At 44.0% G+C, this 18,215-nt stretch carries 13 protein-coding genes and 1 pseudogene; 6 read left to right on the top strand and 8 right to left on the bottom strand.

The window, feature by feature from the left end; genetic code table 11:
• Nucleotides 1–228: 228 nt before the first annotated feature.
• The 4 genes from P7F88_RS07080 (at nt 229) to P7F88_RS07065 (ending at nt 3,537) form a co-directional block, all read left to right on the top strand.
• Nucleotides 229–576, top strand: coding sequence for a hypothetical protein (locus tag P7F88_RS07080; RefSeq protein ID WP_277823175.1), 348 nt, complete (start codon nt 229–231; stop codon nt 574–576).
• A complete protein-coding gene (locus P7F88_RS07075; protein WP_277823173.1) occupies nt 551–2,167 on the top strand; it encodes a hypothetical protein in 1,617 nt (538 codons plus the stop codon). The genes P7F88_RS07080 and P7F88_RS07075 overlap by 26 nt, the downstream gene beginning before the upstream one ends.
• A 216-nt stretch (nt 2,168–2,383) precedes the next feature.
• On the top strand, nt 2,384–3,145 hold the full coding sequence (locus tag P7F88_RS07070; RefSeq protein ID WP_277823171.1) for a tetratricopeptide repeat protein: 762 nt from the start codon (nt 2,384–2,386) through the stop codon (nt 3,143–3,145).
• A 44-nt stretch (nt 3,146–3,189) separates the two neighbouring features.
• Nucleotides 3,190–3,537, top strand: a complete 348-nt coding sequence (locus tag P7F88_RS07065) for a hypothetical protein (protein ID WP_277823169.1) — start codon at nt 3,190–3,192, stop codon at nt 3,535–3,537.
• 80 nt (nt 3,538–3,617) lie between these two features.
• Here the strand turns inward: P7F88_RS07065 and sstT are convergent, their stop codons facing one another.
• The 8 genes from sstT to malT all read right to left on the bottom strand — a co-directional run bounded on the left by sstT (nt 3,618) and on the right by malT (nt 12,786).
• Complete coding sequence (sstT, locus tag P7F88_RS07060) at nt 3,618–4,838, bottom strand: serine/threonine transporter SstT (RefSeq protein ID WP_277823167.1); 1,221 nt, start codon at nt 4,836–4,838, stop codon at nt 3,618–3,620.
• Nucleotides 4,839–5,056: 218 nt separating this feature from the next.
• Nucleotides 5,057–6,100 carry a ribosome small subunit-dependent GTPase A gene (gene rsgA, locus P7F88_RS07055; protein ID WP_277823165.1) on the bottom strand — a complete coding sequence of 348 codons (1,044 nt, stop codon included), beginning with the start codon at nt 6,098–6,100 and terminating at the stop codon, nt 5,057–5,059.
• A 272-nt stretch (nt 6,101–6,372) separates the two neighbouring features.
• Nucleotides 6,373–6,816: a copper chaperone PCu(A)C gene (locus P7F88_RS07050; protein WP_277823163.1), complete on the bottom strand. Its 444-nt coding sequence runs from the start codon at nt 6,814–6,816 to the stop codon at nt 6,373–6,375.
• 28 nt (nt 6,817–6,844) lie between these two features.
• The gene (locus P7F88_RS07045; protein ID WP_277823161.1) at nt 6,845–7,456 is read right to left on the bottom strand and encodes an SCO family protein; all 612 of its coding nucleotides are present in this window, start codon (nt 7,454–7,456) and stop codon (nt 6,845–6,847) included.
• Nucleotides 7,453–7,878, bottom strand: a complete 426-nt coding sequence (locus P7F88_RS07040) for a hypothetical protein (RefSeq protein ID WP_277823159.1) — start codon at nt 7,876–7,878, stop codon at nt 7,453–7,455. The genes P7F88_RS07045 and P7F88_RS07040 overlap by 4 nt, the downstream gene beginning before the upstream one ends.
• A gap of 80 nt (nt 7,879–7,958) precedes the next feature.
• Nucleotides 7,959–8,873 (bottom strand): polyprenyl-phosphate transporter, encoded by a 915-nt coding sequence (locus P7F88_RS07035; protein ID WP_277823157.1) that lies wholly within the window; start codon nt 8,871–8,873, stop codon nt 7,959–7,961.
• Nucleotides 8,874–9,354: 481 nt separating this feature from the next.
• Complete coding sequence (locus P7F88_RS07030) at nt 9,355–10,038, bottom strand: hypothetical protein (RefSeq protein WP_277823155.1); 684 nt, start codon at nt 10,036–10,038, stop codon at nt 9,355–9,357.
• Between the two features lie 39 nt (nt 10,039–10,077).
• Complete coding sequence (malT, locus tag P7F88_RS07025; protein ID WP_277823153.1) at nt 10,078–12,786, bottom strand: HTH-type transcriptional regulator MalT; 2,709 nt, start codon at nt 12,784–12,786, stop codon at nt 10,078–10,080.
• Between the two features lie 571 nt (nt 12,787–13,357).
• Between malT and P7F88_RS07020 the strand changes: the two are divergent.
• Nucleotides 13,358–15,811 (top strand): annotated as a pseudogene (locus tag P7F88_RS07020) (glycogen/starch/alpha-glucan phosphorylase).
• A 133-nt stretch (nt 15,812–15,944) separates the two neighbouring features.
• The gene (malQ, locus tag P7F88_RS07015; protein WP_277823151.1) at nt 15,945–18,122 is read left to right on the top strand and encodes a 4-alpha-glucanotransferase; all 2,178 of its coding nucleotides are present in this window, start codon (nt 15,945–15,947) and stop codon (nt 18,120–18,122) included.
• Nucleotides 18,123–18,215 lie beyond the last annotated feature (93 nt).

Raw genomic sequence — 18,215 nt, 5'->3', positions numbered from 1 at the left:
GATTTCTTAAAAAGTTCATTTGTGTGATCTGTATTCCAATAACTCTTTGCGGAAAATTAGGTTTTTAGCTCTATAGCTGTTGATTATTAAGGTTTTTCTATAAACCTTGCGAATGATTGGTTGTTTCTGAATTGGCTCAATGAATGACAGTTAAAAACGATATATGATTTAATGATCGATATTAACACTGTTGGATCACTTTTTAATTTAAGCAGGTGGAAGTGAATTATGTCGATTACAATAAATAACAATTCAAAGTCTATTTTTGGTATCGCGGTTCTTGCCGCACTATATGGTTGTGGAGGCGGTGACGATGCTACCACAGATACATCAGTAGTAAGCACAGGTGGTCAGTCTTTGTCTGGTCAGGCAGCAGACGGATACTTATACAATGCTACGGTTTGCCTTGATCTCAATGATAATAAGGTATGTGATACCTCAGAGCCTTCTGTGACCACAGGAGAGAATGGGGAGTTTACCATTACAGGGCTCAACCAGGATGATATTGATAATCATGGTTTGATAGTTGAAGTAATTAAAGACGTAACGATTGACCAGGATAATCCCAATACGTGACTACTCTCTTGCTGCTCTTGTCGGATATACATTTGTCAGCCCAATCACCACAATGGTTGTCAGTGAGTTAGAATCTTCTTCTGAAAGTCTTGATATTGCGGAAGCAAAAATTATCAGTCAGTTAGGGTTGAATATCGAGCCTAAGCAAGACTATGTCTCAAAGAAGCAAAGCTCTGATGCTTCTGAGAAAAAAGCCTATCAGCAACTCCATCAGGTAGCACAGGTTGCTGCAGCAATTATGAAGGAAACACATACAAACTTCTCTAATGACTCTTCTGCCGAGCAAGGGATCTCTACTGAAGAAAAACTCGATTGGATTGCAGATAAAGTTGCAGACCGCCTTGAAACGATCGCAAGCGAGATAATAGAAACCGATGATGTCAACGCGACCGCGTCATCGTTTGTTGTTTCGCTGGGTTCCGAGATTGAGCTTGATGTTACTAGCGCGAAGAGTGAAATTGAAGTTAAAAGAGAGCTTCAGCTAGCGAGCGCTTCAGAGCTTCTTGATATTGTCACATCGCAAGGAATATACAGCTATAGCGCCTGGCACAATGATAGCTATCTTCGAGCATTTTATAACAACTTCAAATTGGCGACGTCTTCGAATGTTAATAACGCTTATGAAGAAGCTGGTGTCGAGTATCAATATGATGGGACGACGCCATGGAAAGTGAGAACTGATGAAGGAAGCAACATCACATTGACACCGGATGGCTGGAAGAATCTTAGGGATGATTTTTTTATCGAGGTAAACAATATTACTGGTGAGGTGACGCTTACTCATCCAACTTATTCCAATATTATAGAGCGCTTTACGGCGAACAAAGTCTCCTTGCAGAATAAACCGATTGATGACGTTTTGAATGCAGCGGATTTCAGAGCAGCTAAATGGGCTGACTTTGTAACGGCTAACACGACCTTCTCAAACTCAGAATCGTATGGATATCGAATGGAGTTTATCGAGCTGTATGATCGTTATGAACTTTGGCAGCATTCATGTGAGGCAAATGAGCTTCGAGATGGCGTATGTTATCAGACATGGTTGAGCAATGATGTATATGGATACGCACTTACTCTGAATGACCTGATTTCTCAGACGGCAGCGTCCTCCGCTTCGCAAGCTAAAGGGCCGAATGTTGCGTGGTACAACAAAGCTTCTGGAGCGCAAGGGTATGTGTTTGCTGAAATGGTGAATGATTCCAGAAAGAGTGTGAACTTTTATGTTGTATCCAATGACGAACAGGGTAACTCGAACAGCCAGAATGGTGAGCTTGTAGCGACTGGTAACTGGGAGATTAGGCAAGTTAACAGTGAAACCATTTATGTTGTGTTTTTGCCTTCAGCAGTCCGTTTTTATTCGGATGATAATGATACAGCGAGAATTTTTGCTGTTCATGACAATGCTGATGGCGTAAGTGTTGTGCACCAGGGTAAGTTTCAACCTAAGTTCACAGTAGAAGAGCAGGAAATGGTGTTTAACAAATCAGCGCATGATGAGGTGTTAGCGGTATTTGATAGCTCTAAATTTTGTTCAGTTCAGGCAGCAACAAAACACGGTAACCCTTCTCAGGCCTCAGTTGAGTGCCCATAATCCAAAAGTATGTAAAAACGCGCCTGACTGGCGCGTTTTTTGTGTTTGGGGAACAAAAAGTATTTTAGTAGCCTAACATTACTAATAAGAACTAAATGTTTTTTATTAAGAAAAGTAGTAATAAGCCGTTAAATAAATTTAAGGTATACTAATTTTTTAATTTCAGAACGTGTCAGAGTTTAACTTTGAAGTGTTGTGGTACAAGCTGACGAAACTATGAATACAATGACTCTTATTATTGGCGCTACAGGCGTGACTTTTCTGGTCGTGGTTGGCTGGGTTGCGGCGATTTCTGCGCGTAAAAAAAGAGTGGCTAATTTAAGGCTGGAAAGAGAGCGCGCTTTTAAGCGTGAAATAGAAAAACAGAGAGAACAAGAGCGCCAGGAAAGGGTCTTCAAAGCAGAAACAGGCCATGTTCCTACTCAACTATTCCTCGCTAAGGAAGCGGAGCGATCAAACCCTAGAGAGGCACTGCATTGGTATGAGAGAGCCGCGATGCAGGATAATGAGCTTGCAATGTATGGTGTGGTTAGAGTATGCGCCCGAGCGAAAGAAGATCCCGTTCTTAAGTTAAAAGCCAGATTCTGGGAAATTGCCATTGAAGCGCACAATGGTTCACAAAAAGCCAAACTGGAAATGGGTAAGGCACTGATTGGTGGGATAGGGATCGAGACCAATGTTGAAAGAGGGATTCAAGTTATCGAAGAGATAGCCGAAGAGGGGCATGCCGAAGCTCAGGTCTATATGGGCGATTGGTACGTCGCAGAATCGAATATGAATCCGAGCCCAAGACAGGCATCGGAATGGTACTTTAGAGCGGCACAGCAAAATTACACCGAAGGACAAATTAAACTCGGCATTAACTATCGGGACGGTATTGGAGTCGATCGCAGTATTAAGCGGGCTACGTATTGGTTTGAAGTGGCCGGAGAGAGGGCAACTCGGAAGGGCAGTATTACGCTGGTGATATCTGGATAGGTCGTGGCTCAAAGGGAAATGCGATTGCTTACCTCTGGCTCTATTTGTCTGCTCACTTTGGTTATGAAGCTGCTAAATCTAAACGAGATGACCTGGGTAACATACTTGGCGTTGATGGCGTAGTGGGTTTACAGAGCATGGCTAAGCCACTTGTGAAAAAGCTGACTGATGGGGCCATAGAAAAGCACTCACTTATTAATGCACTGAATAAACTCTATAAAAGGGCAAACTACTTCCCTGAAAGGGATGGTAACGAGTTTATGATGACAGATAAAACAAAGGCGGAAGAGCAACAGCATAGTCAACCAGAGGCTGAGCAGGAAGCAGAGAAACAAGATGACGATATAAGCTTTGATTTTTCAATGTCACCGATGGATAAAAACGGTCATTGATATCACTTACTACCAGTCTAAACGAAAAAAGCTTCAGGTGATGTGCCTGAAGCTTTTTTGTATTTGCTAGCTAAAACTTATTAAGCTTTGTTTTGCTGTTCTGCCTGGCAAACTGCAGCAGTGAACACTACGTCAGTTGAGCTGTTCAGTGCTGTTTCAGCTGAATCCTGAATCACACCGATAATAAAGCCAACACCAACAACCTGCATCGCAACATCGTTTGAGATACCAAACAGGCTACATGCTAGTGGGATAAGTAGAAGAGAACCACCAGCAACACCCGATGCACCACAAGCAGACACAGCCGCTACAACACTAAGTAGCAGTGCTGTTGCCATATCAACTTCGATACCCATAGTGTGAACAGCAGCAAGAGTCAGTACTGTGATAGTGATTGCAGCACCAGCCATGTTAATTGTTGCGCCTAGTGGGATAGATACAGAGTAAGTGTCTTCATCCAGTTTTAGTTTTTCACAAAGCGTCATATTTACCGGAATGTTTGCAGCACTAGAACGAGTGAAGAATGCCGTTACACCACTTTCACGCAGACATTTAAATACAAGAGGGTATGGGTTTTGTTTAGTTTTTACATACACAATGATTGGATTCACAACCAGAGCGATAATCAGCATAGCACTTAGCAGTACTGCCAGAAGCTGAGCGTAACCAGCTAGTGCTCCAAAGCCAGTTGTTGCAATTGTTGCTGAAACCAGACCAAAGATACCGAATGGAGCCAGGCGAATGATAAAGCGAACGATTTGAGAAACACCGTGGCTTAGATCCTGGAATACAGCTTTAGTTGTATCAGATGCGTGATGAAGAGCGATACCAAGACCAACTGCCCATACAAGAATACCGATGTAGTTCGCTTCTTTTAGCGCATTGATTGGGTTATCAACCAGTTTGAAAAGCAGTGTGTGAAGTACTTCGCCGATGCCTTGAGGAGGTGTTGTACCTTCTGCGCCAGCTACAAGTGTAAGCGTAGTTGGGAACATGAAGCTAAGTACAACAGCAGTGAAAGCTGCAGCTAACGTACCAATCAGATATAGCGTAACGATTGGACGCATATGAGTATGCTGACCTTTCTTTTGATTTGCGATAGAAGCTGCAACCAGAATGAATACCAAAATGGGTGCTACAGCTTTCAGCGCGCCTACGAACAGGCTACCTAGAAGACCGACATCTTTTGCGGTTTCAGGAGCGATTGTTGCCAGAAAGGCACCAAGGACAATACCGACAAGAATCTGGAATACCAGATTTCCACCGGCAAATTTTGCGATGAGTGTGTTTTCGTTTTGCATGGATTTTCCTAATAATATTTTTAATTATGTTCTGGCGATACTATTTTCTGCCAGAAGGGATATTTTAATGTTAGAAGCAAAAGTGTCTACTATTAACTCAGTAAATAACGTAAAAAGTTAGAATTTAGCCGGTTTATAGAATGAAAGGTTGTTATTGTGTGAATTTATGATAATGAAATGTTTAAACTGGGAGCAAAAGCTCCCAGTTTAATCTTGCATTAATAGCCCTTTTTTCGGAATCGATGTTCGGTTTGGATGGTACGGTACAACTTACCCAGTTTTCGGTTTTTGTCATGAAGCTCTGCGAGTGATGCGCTGTTTCTTTCCTGCTCACGCAATAGTTTCATGTAGTTGTTTAGTCGTCTTTGGTCGATGTCTCCATCTTGAAGTGCTTTTTGTACGGCACACCCTGGTTCCGATTGATGCTGGCAATCCGAGAAACGACAATTCGAAGCAAACTGCTCGATATCGCTAAATGTTTCGTGGATTCCATCTTCGCAACCAGTGAGCTGTAGTTCGCGCATTCCTGGGGTGTCTATCAAGACGGCACCATTTTTTAGAAAGTGAATAGATCTTGACGTTGTCGTGTGACGCCCTTTGCTGTCGTCCTCACGAATCCCCTGAGTTTTCTGTTCTAGTTCCCCAGTTAGCGTGTTGATGAGTGTCGACTTACCGACACCGGATGAACCAATAAAGGCGACAGTTTTACCTGGTTTACACCAGCTATTTAAAACCTCTACACTTTCTTCATTCAGTGCGTTAACGACTTCTACGACTAACAAAGGATCTATTGCCAACAAAGATGCTTTCTTTTCTTCAGCGTCATTGCAAAGATCAGCTTTAGTTAAAATGATAACCGGTTCTACCTTTGCTTCATTGGCCACCGATAAGTAACGCTCGACTCGGCTAGGATTAAAATCCTGATTCAACGAGCTGACAATAAACACCGTGTCTATATTGGCAGAGATATATTGCTCAGCAAGTTTGCTACCGGCTGCTTTGCGGCTAAATAACGAGCTACGTTCTAATAAACGAATAAACTGATTCTCTTCATCAAGTAGAACCCAGTCACCAACGGTCATTTCCGGTAAGGATTTTCGGATTGGTAAGCTAGACGTCCCCTGTTCTGAGATCAGCTCATATCCGGAACGGTGATGCGCATATACTCTGGCTACAGTTCTATTTTCGTAGTCTTCTAAAGTAAGTTGTTGTTGAAAATAAGGTTGCCAGCCTAGTTGTGGCAGACTTAAGTTTGAATTCATTTCTATATACCCCGGACACAACAGTGCCTGTGTAGATCATAATAATTACAATGGGGCTAACTTTTTGCCCCGGTTATAAGCACCGGGTAATAGGAAGGGAAGAGAGGTTAATTGTTAGAAATGATAACCTGTATTTGCTCTTATGCCTTGTTCATTACCTGGTGGGTAGTTGTAACAATCATCAATACATCTCCTAAAATTGGTTTGTTCTTGGCAATGATATATCCAAAGGTAAACAAAATAAAGGCACCTTGCGGAGCCATTATCAAAAATTAATGCTTCATTTTCATCCCTTTCATCACTTTTTTAATAGGAGCGATAAAAGTCTGACTCTCACCATTTTTGAAGTTTACAGTTACTTCTATTTCTTCTCCTTCAGTGAAAGTTTGTCTGAGCTCAAACATCATAATATGAAGGCTACCAGGCTTAAGTACGGTCTTACCCTTAGCTGGTATTTTGATTTCAGGAACCTGGCGCATCTTCATGACGTCACCATCCATAATGTGGTCGTGAAGTTCGACGATACCTGCTGCAGGCGTAGAAGCGGATACAATGGCCCTGTCCGTATCTGTTTTGTTCATTAGCGTTACAAACACAGCACTTGCTGGTGCGCCTGGCGGCATCGCTCTTGCGTAAGGGTGATGAATGTCTATATCACTAGCGAGAGCTGAACTGCTGGTAAAGAGCGATAGGAGCAGAAATAGTGTCTTTTTCACATCAAATTCCTTTTTGGGCTAAAGTTGCTTATTGTTTATCTAAAATTTTATTCATTTCAATAACTAGCGGGGTTGGTTCCAATGTATGTGGAACGCTGGTAATCAACGTACCATCAGGTTCAAGAAAATAGAAATAAGAGCTATGGTCGACAACATATCCGATAGCAGAATCTTTTAGTTCGGTTTTTCTGAAGATCACGCCATACTTATCGGCAAGTGGTTTAGTCAGTTCAAGTGGAGCTGAGAGCCCTTCTATTGTGGGGTGGAAATATTGAGCGTATTGAGTAGCGGATGCTGAGTCGTCCCTTTCTGGATCAATAGAGATAAATAATGGACGGAAGTGACTCAATTGCTCATCACTAAACTCTCGTAGAGCGCCAGACAGCATGGCAAGAGAAGTAGGGCAAACATCTGGGCAGCGTGTATAGCCAAAATAGACAATTCGTGTTCTTTTATCTTTGTTGTCAAAGATATGTACGGGGGTATTATCTCCACTATATAAAACAGGGTCGACAAGCATGGCATCCACCGCAGCCTGGACTTTTTCAGCCTCAATTTTTTCCTGACCATCCAGAAAAACTTTTAGCCCGTAGCCTAAAACAAATGCCATAACTATGGCGAGAGACCAGTTCTTACTCATCGTTCCATCCTAATTGCTGGGAATACCTTACTATTGCCATCTGAAATTGTACCTACCCAGGTCATCTTGTCGAACGTACAAACAGGCAAGAGTAGTTGTGCCTGATAATAACCGTTCTCTTGTCGTTTTAGCTGGTATTTGGCGATACCCATATCCATTTCGACCCCTTGAAGTTCGATCAATAGAGATTCAGCTTCAGATGAAGGCCAATGAACGGAAAGTGTCGTAGGGACTAAAGGCCTGGTGATATCGTGTTCGAGTAACATTGACACGTCGTTTTGTACACAAGGTTCTGTAGAAAGCACGCAGTACTTAGACAAGTCGACCTGCTCAGAAGGTTGACTCAGAGAATGGATGACATCTGGGGCGAAATACCCGGCCACGAGAGCCAGGCAAAATAATACGGGTGGAATAATTTTCATTACTTACAACTAATGGTGTTACCAACAAGTTGCAATATTAACATATTATTCAAGTTTTTATGTGATGCTGCTCTAGTCGATTAATCCTGATCGCCAAATTTTTCGAGTATAAGCACCAGTGCAATTGCGCATGACATCATGACGATTGCGATAACCAGCTGAGAAGGCTGTGATGTAATGGTTTCAAAATCGGATGGCAGCAGATTGTGTTGAAGTAAAGGGACCTGCTCACCATGCGAGTTGGTGCGCCATGTTAGCGTTTCTTTCCAGGGCCAGATTTTTGGTAGCGTACCGATCATTAAGCCAGTTAGAAACATTAAAGTAGTGTCTCTGAACGACTTCAGTAGCCAGGATAAAAGGTGAGAGAAGCTGAGTAGGCCGACAACACATCCCACTACAAATAGCAGCAAAATATCAATTTGCATGGATTTAGCCGCTCCCAGAATCGGAGCATACATACCGATCAGCAAAAGAATAAAACTGCCAGATATGCCAGGCAATATCATTGCACAGATAGCTATCGCACCAGCAATGACAATATTAATATTTGTAGGATCCATCTCTAGAGGCTTTAGAACGGTTATCGCATAGGCAAAACCGATACCTATCAGCATAAATACGCCCCGGATCAGGTCTTTTTTATCAACCTGTTTGAGTATGTGGTAGACAGAAACCAATATCAGACCAAAGAAGAAGGACCAGGTAGGGATAGGGTGTGTAACCAGCAGCCAAGAGATGAGTTTAGCCAGAGTAAGGATGCTGACGATAATGCCGGAAAACAGACTGATCAGAAAGAAACCGTTAATATGAGTAAATGCTGCTTTAAGGCCCTGATCTTTCAGGATTCCTAATAACTTTGGATTTACGCGTCGGATACTCTCTAGCAAAGTATCATAAATGCCAGTGATGAATGCTATTGTTCCACCAGATACGCCAGGAACAACGTCAGCGGCCCCCATAGCCATGCCTTTGAAAAAAGTCGATATGTAATTCATTTTAATACAAGTAATGCGTGAGTTGGTGCGAGGGATTATACCTGTGCTTCTGTCAGATGTACGCGCAGTTTTAACATATTAACGTCAAAAAAGATGAATTCTGCTCAAAAAGGCATTGCGTTAGTTGCTAGTGCTATATAGATAAGCTTATTTATAATTAAACCTATCAATTTGCAACCAGGTTCATAGTATTTTGCTACTTGTTGCAAAATGCAATTGCAAAATGCAAATGTATTGTATTCCTCTGCGAAATACTTGGGCTGAGGTGAGGAAATATGGAGAAGAAAAAGTTGGCACGTATAATGCTCTAACTATGGTGACCCTTCTTAAAGCCGAGGGTCACCTAGCCAACTGACGTTGTTAGTGAATATTATTGTTCACACTATCTATAAGCCAATTGCAACTTATTGCAGTTGGCTCTTTTTTTATCTGTAGCCAGAAAAAGCATAGGACATCTATACGGAACGATGTCAGTTAAATGTTAAAACGCCCACCAAAACGCCTGATAAAAGGATTCTTTTGCATTTTTTTCGATCTTGAGCCCATTATTCGAAATTAGCCTTTCAAACGGCCAGGTCATAATTTCCTGCACAGATGCTCTGAGCAGTGGCATGTTATCAATATGCCGTTTATCGGAAAAAGGCAGCTTGAGTTCTTTATTGACCCCATAAGCCCAGGTTAAGAGTTTCTGACCTAGTGGTAATTCAGGTTGAACGGCGAGAAGATTATCGCTCAGAATCAGTGTTCGGCTTTTAGGGTCACACATGACTAGCTTTCGGGGGTTGTCCATTCCTAACACAGCCGTTTGATATAACTCTGATTTCCATAAGTCAGGTGTTTTTGATGACAACGCTCCGTCAAAATTTAGATCGGAGCGTTTTTGTATGACGGTGGGCGTGGCAAAAAACTGAGCATCAGTATAAGAGAGCCACCACTCTGAGAGGTGCTGGTGGTATGTAGGGGAGGGGACAATCACCCCTTTAATAACTCCTAACGCAGACAGTTCTGTTTGCAGAGCGGTATTGAGTTCAACAGGAGAGTGGATAAGCAGGTAGTCGCCGTCATATTTAATTATGACCATGCGATGGGTATGCATAAGCCCTAATTTTTTATAGGGCATATCTACATACCATAACCGACCTGGTTCCCACTCCTGAATCAGCATGTAAACTCCTTTTACTGCCGCTGATATTTCCTCTTTGGGTTAATACCCCATCAAACTCAGTAGCCTTTCAGCTGTCTCTATCGCCTCTTTACGATTTGCGATGTTGAGCTTCTGATAGAGGTTCCTGATATGAGTTTTGATGGTAGTACCTGCAACGTCCAGCTCCTGAGCAATCTGCTCATTGCTAAAGCCTGAATAGATTAAGCCTAGCACCTGCCACTCCCTTTGAGTCAGTGGGCTAGTTCTTACCAGTTCAGGAATGTCTGGATGATTCAACAATTTATCAATGAACTCTTCATCGAAGTGAACAGAGCGACTGCGCTGTTTGCTTGATATGTCTTTCATTAATTGCTGAGCTCGGTGCTTTTCAAGATCGCCTAGCGTTGCTTTGTTCATTAACTTCTGCAACAGGTGCTCTATCGATGAGCCGTCAATCAGGAAGTTACCTATCATTCCTGTTTGGTTGGTCATCGAGAGTGCTTTCTTCAAATGTTCTGAAGCCAGCACTTCATCATCACTTTTCACTGCCAGAATAGCTTGCACAATAAGGTTGCGGTTGGTATCCGTGACCAGATTGAATTTGCTTGCTTCACTTTGAAGGAAGCTCATGGTTTTTTCTGCAGAGGCAAGATCACCAGTATAGATTTGGGCTCTTACGATGTTTCTCCACTGAAGCTGAAGAAAATGGTTGCTTGCTTCTTCTGGATGTAGCGCGGTTTCAAGCCAATGCTTAATCGATGTTGTATCGCCTTTCGCGTTCCAGTAGAGCAGCAAAGAGAGCGAAGAGTTAGCCGCCCAGTCGACATGATAGGTCGATTGTTGCAACAAATGCTGGATTTGCTCGATAAATCGACCAGCATTGTCAATTTCTCCACGGCTAATAGCGATGCGAGCAAGCATCGCATAACAGAGGAGTCGCTTACTAGGGTCGAGATCGCCAAGGACATCAATACCTTTATAAGCACACTCTTCTGCTTCATCTAACCTGTTCCAACACCACAATATTTGCGCTCGATTCTGCAGTAAGAACTCATGAAGGGGTAGTTGTTGAAGCTTTTGTTCTTCAATCAATTTGAACGCAGTATCCTGGACTTCATAGGCTGCCTGAACAAAGCCCTGTGCAAGCAATATTTCAGCTTGTTGAATTAGTGCCCATAATGCCTGGTGGAATAACTGATACTGACGCGATAACTTTTCGGTTTGCTGCATCAATGGAAGTGCGCGATCCAGTTGCCCCATTACATGGTTTACTTCACCTACGATGGAAGTGGCAACAATTCTGCTACGATAGATAGTCGGATCAAGCTGAGTTAATGCAAGCTCGGCGAGTTCCAGTGCCTGTTCAGGGTCATTTGCGTTGATCGCTACCTGAGCTCTAAGCGCATTGGTTTGGCCCTGGTAACTGGTCGAAAGTGATATCTCTCGTTTTGTTACTTCTTCTTCTGACTCCTTCAGCAGAGCGTCCACTTCACGATACCTGTGCTGACTTTGGGCAAGCCAGGCTCTGATCAGTGGGATGTTCATATCTGAATAGAGCTGATCTTTGCTCAGTTGGTTTATCGCCTGTTCCATGACCCTAAGTTCGCCGTGGTTGAACATGCTCCAGCCATATTCCGACACAATCTTACCGATCAGTTCACCGTCTTTAGCTTTTTGCGCGTGACGTAGTGCCTGATGAGGTATCTTTAGCTTTAACCAGGCTTGTGCCGCAGCCTGATGAAGTGCGAGCTCTTCATGTGGAATGCGGGCACTACGTTCATGTTCTAGGAATTCGGCAAACAGGTGATGGAAGCGATACCAGTTCTGTTCACCTTCCAGAGGGTAAATGAACAGGCCATAACGGTTTAACGATTCAAGCATGCTGAGTGCATCGTCTCTATCCGTTAAAGCGCTGACCAGTTTATCGTTAAACGTGTCCAGTACCGAGCACTGCATTAGAAAGTGGCGTGTTTCTGGATCGAGAATATCGAACACTTCTTCAACCAGATAATCCCATAAATGCGCGTTGCTAAACTGAGAAACAGACTCTGCTGTCTGGGCAAGCGTTTTTCTCTGGTGTTGCGCCTGAAGAGCGATTAACTGAAGTGCAGAAGGCCAGCCTTCAACGTATTTTCTTAGGTTACTTGCCGTTTTGTCATCGATGCCTTCAGATACCCTTTGATTAAAAAATCGTGTTGTTTCTTCTGTATCAAAAGCTAGTAATTCATTACCAATCTCGATCATCAAGTCCCGGACGCGCAGGTTCGCAGTCCCCAGAGGTGGATTTGAGCGACTGGTGACAACCAGTGTCATATTTTCCGGTGCGTGTTTAAGGAAATAACGCATCGTTTCGTGAATTTCGTCTTCGGTGATCAGGTGATAGTCATCCAATACGACGTAAAACTCAGAAGTGTAACTGGCAAGCTCGGAAAATAGTTCCCCGAAAAGGGAGTGAAGCGAAGAGTACTGACGTCTCTCGGCCAGTGTTTGGGCGTTTGGGCAGCTTTCGTTGGTCGCTTTGTTAATCGCCTGGATAAAGTAATTAATAAAACGGAAAGTGTCGTTATCACCGTCGTCTAGGCTATACCAGCCAACCGCTGGCTTATCTGCTAACCATTGGGCGGCCATGGTGGTTTTCCCGTAACCAGCAGGAGAGCGAAAAAGAACAAGCTTATAAAATGGTGCTTGTTGAAGAAGGTCCAAAACACGCGGTCTGAGGATCGCGTTATGTAATCGTCCAGGTTTCGTAAGCTTAGATGGAATCCACATACTACTTTTCTAATTATTAAATATTCCGGCAAATAGTACCTAGCAGGAGTCATGCTGACTACCGACAACGTACTGATTGCATGATCTTTAACACACTTCTTACCTTCTACGCCCCTTCAATGTGATGGATGTCAACTTTTGTGCACTATTTTAGTGATTATCGAACGGGTAACTGTACATATTAGTAATGTTGTAACAAACAAATTGCTTAATACCGTCATCACTTCATCTGAATTCTGAGCTGAGATGTCGAAGTTTGTTCGGGGGAGTGAGGATGAGCAATTACATTAGTGTGATCGGTACAACACTTTTCAATAGTGAGGACGAAGTTGCCATTTTTCTCACCCTTGTGAAAGTCAGATTACATTGGAAGTATTTTTGTGATGTGTATCACCTGTATGTGGGCTTAATGCCCAGATTTTTGTGAGATTCATCAATTGGTAAGTGGGAGAGGAGTATCTACGCCCTCAGTACTCCTCCTTCAGCAAGGCCATACTAGGAGGATGTTCTGCTTCCGATACGGCGGCAGGATAAGCCACAGTTAAATTGTATCAAGTTATGAGATTTCACTATGAAACCTACCCAACAGAAGACTTTTGACAAAGCGCAGTTTCAGGCTGATGTTAAAAACCACCTAAACACAACATATGCAAAAACAGAAGAACTCGCGACACCACGCGATTGGTACCTGGCAATGGGCCGTGCTCTTGCAGGCTTAACGACATCTGATCTACTAAAAACTGAGAATGACAAAAAGATTCAGAATGCAAAAAGCGTTAACTACCTGTCTCTTGAATTTTTGATCGGTCGTCTAACAGGTAACAACCTAATCAGCATGGGTCTGTACGATCAAATTGATGCTGCAATGAAAGAAATGGGTCATAGCCTTACTGACCTGCTTGAAGAAGAGCGTGATCCATCGCTTGGTAACGGTGGTCTAGGCCGTCTGGCTGCATGTTTTATGGATTCGTGTGCTGCACAGGAGTTCCCAACTGTAGGTTACGGCCTGCATTATGAGTACGGTCTGTTCAAGCAGTCGTTCGAAGAAGGTCGACAGAAAGAAGCACCAGACGCATGGCGTGGTGTTGAAGGTTACCCATGGGAAGTGGCGCGTCCTGAACTTGCTCAGGAAATCGGTTTCTACGGTCACGTTGAAGTGGTTAAGAAAAACGGTAAAGACGTGCGTCAATGGGTTCCAGGTATGACTGTTAAAGCAATGCCTTAGGATCTTCCAATCGTGGGTTACGAGTCAGACACTGTATACCCGCTACGTCTTTGGGAATGTCAGGCAATCGCTCCATTCTCTCTGGAAAGTTTTAACAACGGTGATTATTTCGAAGCTCAGCACGCGCTAATCGATGCAGGTAACATCACTAAAGTTCTATACCCGAACGACAACCACGAAAAAGGTAAGACACTGCGTCTAATGCAGCAGTACTTCCACTCTGCAGCTTCGGTACGTGATATCTTACGTCGTCATCAGGAAGCTGGTTTTACTCTGGCTGACCTGCCAAAACAAGAGACTATCCAGCTTAACGATACTCACCCAACGATTGCTATCCCTGAGCTAATGCGCATCCTTATCGACGAGAAAGGTCTGACTTGGGATGATGCTTGGGCTATCAGTTCAAAAACGTTCGCTTATACGAACCACACACTACTTCCTGAAGCACTAGAGACATGGCCTGAGTCGCTTATTCAGCGTCTGCTTCCACGTCACATGGAAATCATCTTTGAAATTAACCACCGCTTCCTGCAAGAAGTTCGTAAGATGTGGCCTGGCGATGGTGAGAAGCAAGCTAAGCTTTCTATCATCGAAGAAGGTTTCCACCGTATGGTTCGCATGGCTAACCTATGTGTGGTTGGTTCATACGCAGTAAACGGTGTAGCGGCACTTCACTCTGAGCTAGTTAAGAAAGACCTGTTCCCAGAGTTCCACGAAATGTACCCAACTCGTCTGCATAACGTAACGAACGGTATTACACCTCGTCGTTGGTTGAAGTTCTGTAACCCAGGTCTATCTAACCTAATCACTGATAAGATCGGTTCTGAGTGGCCACTAAAACTAGAGCAACTTTCAGGTATCGCTAAGTACGCTACAGATGCGAAGTTCCAGAAAGAGTTCATGGCTGTTAAGAAGCAAAACAAACAACGTCTTGCTGACTGGGTTAAAGAGAACATGGGTATCGAGCTAGATACTAACGCTATCTTTGATGTGATGATCAAGCGTCTGCACGAGTACAAGCGTCAGCACTTAGATCTGCTACACATCTTGTCTCTATACCACCGTATCCTTAACGAACCTGGCTTTGAATGTACTCCACGCGTATGTTTCTTTGGTTCTAAAGCGGCGCCAGGTTACCACCTAGCGAAAGAGATCATCTTCGCTATTAACAAGATCGCTGACAAGATCAACAACGACCCACGCATTGGCAACAAACTGAAAGTGGTATTCATCCCTGACTACCGTGTAAGCATGGCTGAAATGCTGATCCCAGCAGCTGACGTTTCTCAGCAAATCTCGCTAGCGGGTAAAGAAGCATCTGGTACAGGTAACATGAAGATGGCTCTAAACGGAGCTCTAACTATCGGTACGATGGATGGTGCGAACGTTGAGATCCGTGAAGAAGTAGGCGATGAGAATATCTACATCTTCGGTCTTGATGTTGAAGGTGTGAAAGCGGCGAAAGCAGCAGGATATAACCCTTACGACTACTATAATTCTGATAGCCTATTGAAAGCGTCTATGGACCTTCTAACGGGTGAGGAGTTCACTCCTGGTCAACCAGGTCTACTGCGCGCTACATTCGATAGCCTGCTAGATGGCGGTGACCCATACCTATGTCTTGCTGACTTTGCGTCTTACGTGAAAGCACACGAAGAGATGGGCAAGCAATACCAGGATCAGGCTGGCTGGGCTAAGAAAGCAATTCTTAACACTGCACTAGTTGGCAAGTTCACTTCAGACCGTTCGATTCGCGACTACGTGAACAACATCTGGAAACTGGAAGCGGTTAGTCGTTAATCCAGCTCAAGCCGGGGTTCGCCCCGGCTTAATACCCAATCCAATAATCATTTTTGAACCCGAGATGCTTACTGGATTTGGTATACCCTACTTATTATATATTGAAGGCCTGCTTCAGCCTTCGGAGAGAGCGATGAAAGAACAATCAGTTTTAAAACAAGTCGCTGAAATGGCTAGAATATCTGATAGCTATGTCAGTGCATGGGGAGACGATGCATTCGTTTCCGACGAGACAATACTAAGCCTGCTAGGCTCTCTGGGTTACGACACATCAAGTGATGAGAAGCTGCTTCAATCAGCAGAGAAAAAACATAAAAAAGATGTTCTCGGCTCGGTTTTGGTAGTTAAAGATAGTGATCAACCTTTAGAAGTTGAGTTAAACCTGGGTGTAAGTGCGCGCGAGAGCGAGTTTAGCTGGCGCCTGGAAACAGAACAGGGTGAGATACTGGAAGGTTATCTTCAGTCGCAAATCGTTCGCGATGATCGAGCAGAGGGTGGCGCTCTGGTATTTCAACTGCCTAACCTGCCGTGGGGTTACCACAAGCTTTTTGTAATTCGTAAGCGCCGCAAAGCACCTTATGAGATGACCATTATTGTGACGCCAAAGTCTTGTTACAAACAAGACAGCCTTGAGCAGGAAAAGAAGCTTTGGGGCCCAAGCGTTCAGCTATACACACTAAAAACCCCGCATAACTGGGGCATCGGTGATTTTGGCGATCTTAAGCAGCTAGTTGGTGAAATTGCATCACGTGGTGGTGACTTTGTTGGGCTTAACCCTATTCATTCGCTGTTCCCGGCAAACCCTGAAGGTGCAAGTCCATACAGCCCGTCTTCACGTCGTTGGTTGAACATTCTGTACATTGACGTTAGCTCTGTACCAGAGTTTGCGCTAAGTGTAGAAGCACAACAAAAGGTTGGCAGTGCAGAGTTCCAGCAACGCCTGAAAAAAGTACGTGAAGAGCACTGGGTGAACTATACCGAAGTTTCCGCTCTGAAAATGAGCGTGCTGCCACTTCTTTTCAGCGAATTTAAAACCAGACACCTGGAGAAAGAAACTGAGCGTGCACGTGGCTTCCTAGACTTTGTAGAGGAAGGTGGCGAAAGCTTGTTACACCAGGCGACGTTTGATGCAATCCATTCTAAGCTACACGCAGAAGATTCATCTGTGTGGGGTTGGCCTGTATTCCCTGAAAAATACCGTCGTTTCGATAGCCCAGCGGTACAGAAATTTATTAAAGAAGAGCAGGCCACTGTTCAGCTGTACCTGTATCTTCAATGGCTGGCAGACGGTCAGATCAAAGAAGCTCAAGCTCTGGCAGAAGAAAAGGGTATGTCGGTAGGCCTATACCGTGACCTTGCGGTTGGTGTTGCAAACTCTGGTTCTGAAACCTGGGCTGATGAAGGCAACCTGGTAATGGATGCCAGCATTGGTGCGCCACCGGATATTCTTGGCCCACTAGGTCAGAACTGGGGTCTGCCTCCGCTAAATCCACAGGTACTTCAAGCGACGGGTTATGATGCGTACATTAAGCTATTACGTGCAAATATGAAGCACTGTGGTGCCCTTCGTATCGACCACGTACTTGGACTATTACGCCTATGGTGGATTCCTGAAGGTAAAGGTGCGACTGAAGGTGCTTATATCTACTACCCGGTAGAAGATATGCTGGCAATTCTTGCCCTTGAATCTCATCGTCACCAGTGCAGCGTTATCGGTGAAGATCTGGGTACAGTTCCCGATGAGATTGTAGACATTCTTGCAGATGCAGGTGTTCACTCTTATAAGGTATTCTTCTTCGAAGTGGCAGAAGATGGTGGCTTCTACTCACCAACGCACTACAAAGCGCAGTCTATGTCTGCACTTTGTACTCACGATATGCCAACCTTACGTGGTTTCTGGCACTGTGATGACCTGAAAATGGGTAAAGAGCTAGGTTTGTATCCGGACGAAGAGCAGCTTGCGACGTTGTTTGACGATCGTCTGGAGTGCAAGCAAGGCATCCTTGACAGCGTTGCATGGCACGGATTCCTTCCAGAAGGTGTTGGACGTGATGCGGCATTAGTTCCAATGGACTCTTACCTGAGCGAAGCATTACAACTTCACGTTGGTGCTGGTTCATCAGCTCTATTGAGTGTACAGTTGGAAGACTGGCTGGAAATGGATAAACCAGTAAATATTCCGGGCACAGTGGATGAATATCCAAACTGGAGACGTAAGCTTTCGCTAACACTGGATGAAATCTTCTCTAGAGAAGAGGTGAACCGAATTGCTAAGCGACTTACAGATGTGCGTGCACAAGCGAGCAAATAGTTGTTTTATCGCAATGAAATATCCATTAGTGGCGTAAATTATCGTTTGCGTCACTCAATGTATGTGTATAGTTCGGTATATTAACCGTACGCT

The sequence above is a fragment of the Vibrio hannami genome (genome assembly GCF_029589055.1).
In the GTDB taxonomy this organism is placed as follows: Bacteria; Pseudomonadota; Gammaproteobacteria; order Enterobacterales; family Vibrionaceae; genus Vibrio; species Vibrio hannami.
The sequence above is the reverse complement of the archived record's forward strand: the minus strand, read 5'-3'. Positions and strand labels throughout refer to the sequence as shown.

Bases quoted from the DNA above. Each gene is read 5' to 3' on its own strand.
- P7F88_RS07080 (WP_277823175.1), top strand. From the start codon at position 229: ATGTCGATTACAATAAATAACAATTCAAAGTCTATTTTTGGTATCGCG.
- P7F88_RS07070 (WP_277823171.1), top strand. From the start codon at position 2,384: ATGAATACAATGACTCTTATTATTGGCGCTACAGGCGTGACTTTTCTG.
- sstT (WP_277823167.1), bottom strand. From the start codon at position 4,838: ATGCAAAACGAAAACACACTCATCGCAAAATTTGCCGGTGGAAATCTG.
- rsgA (WP_277823165.1), bottom strand. From the start codon at position 6,100: ATGAATTCAAACTTAAGTCTGCCACAACTAGGCTGGCAACCTTATTTT.
- P7F88_RS07045 (WP_277823161.1), bottom strand. From the start codon at position 7,456: ATGAGTAAGAACTGGTCTCTCGCCATAGTTATGGCATTTGTTTTAGGC.
- P7F88_RS07040 (WP_277823159.1), bottom strand. From the start codon at position 7,878: ATGAAAATTATTCCACCCGTATTATTTTGCCTGGCTCTCGTGGCCGGG.
- P7F88_RS07035 (WP_277823157.1), bottom strand. From the start codon at position 8,873: ATGAATTACATATCGACTTTTTTCAAAGGCATGGCTATGGGGGCCGCT.
- P7F88_RS07030 (WP_277823155.1), bottom strand. From the start codon at position 10,038: ATGCTGATTCAGGAGTGGGAACCAGGTCGGTTATGGTATGTAGATATG.
- malT (WP_277823153.1), bottom strand. From the start codon at position 12,786: ATGTGGATTCCATCTAAGCTTACGAAACCTGGACGATTACATAACGCG.
- malQ (WP_277823151.1), top strand. From the start codon at position 15,945: ATGAAAGAACAATCAGTTTTAAAACAAGTCGCTGAAATGGCTAGAATA.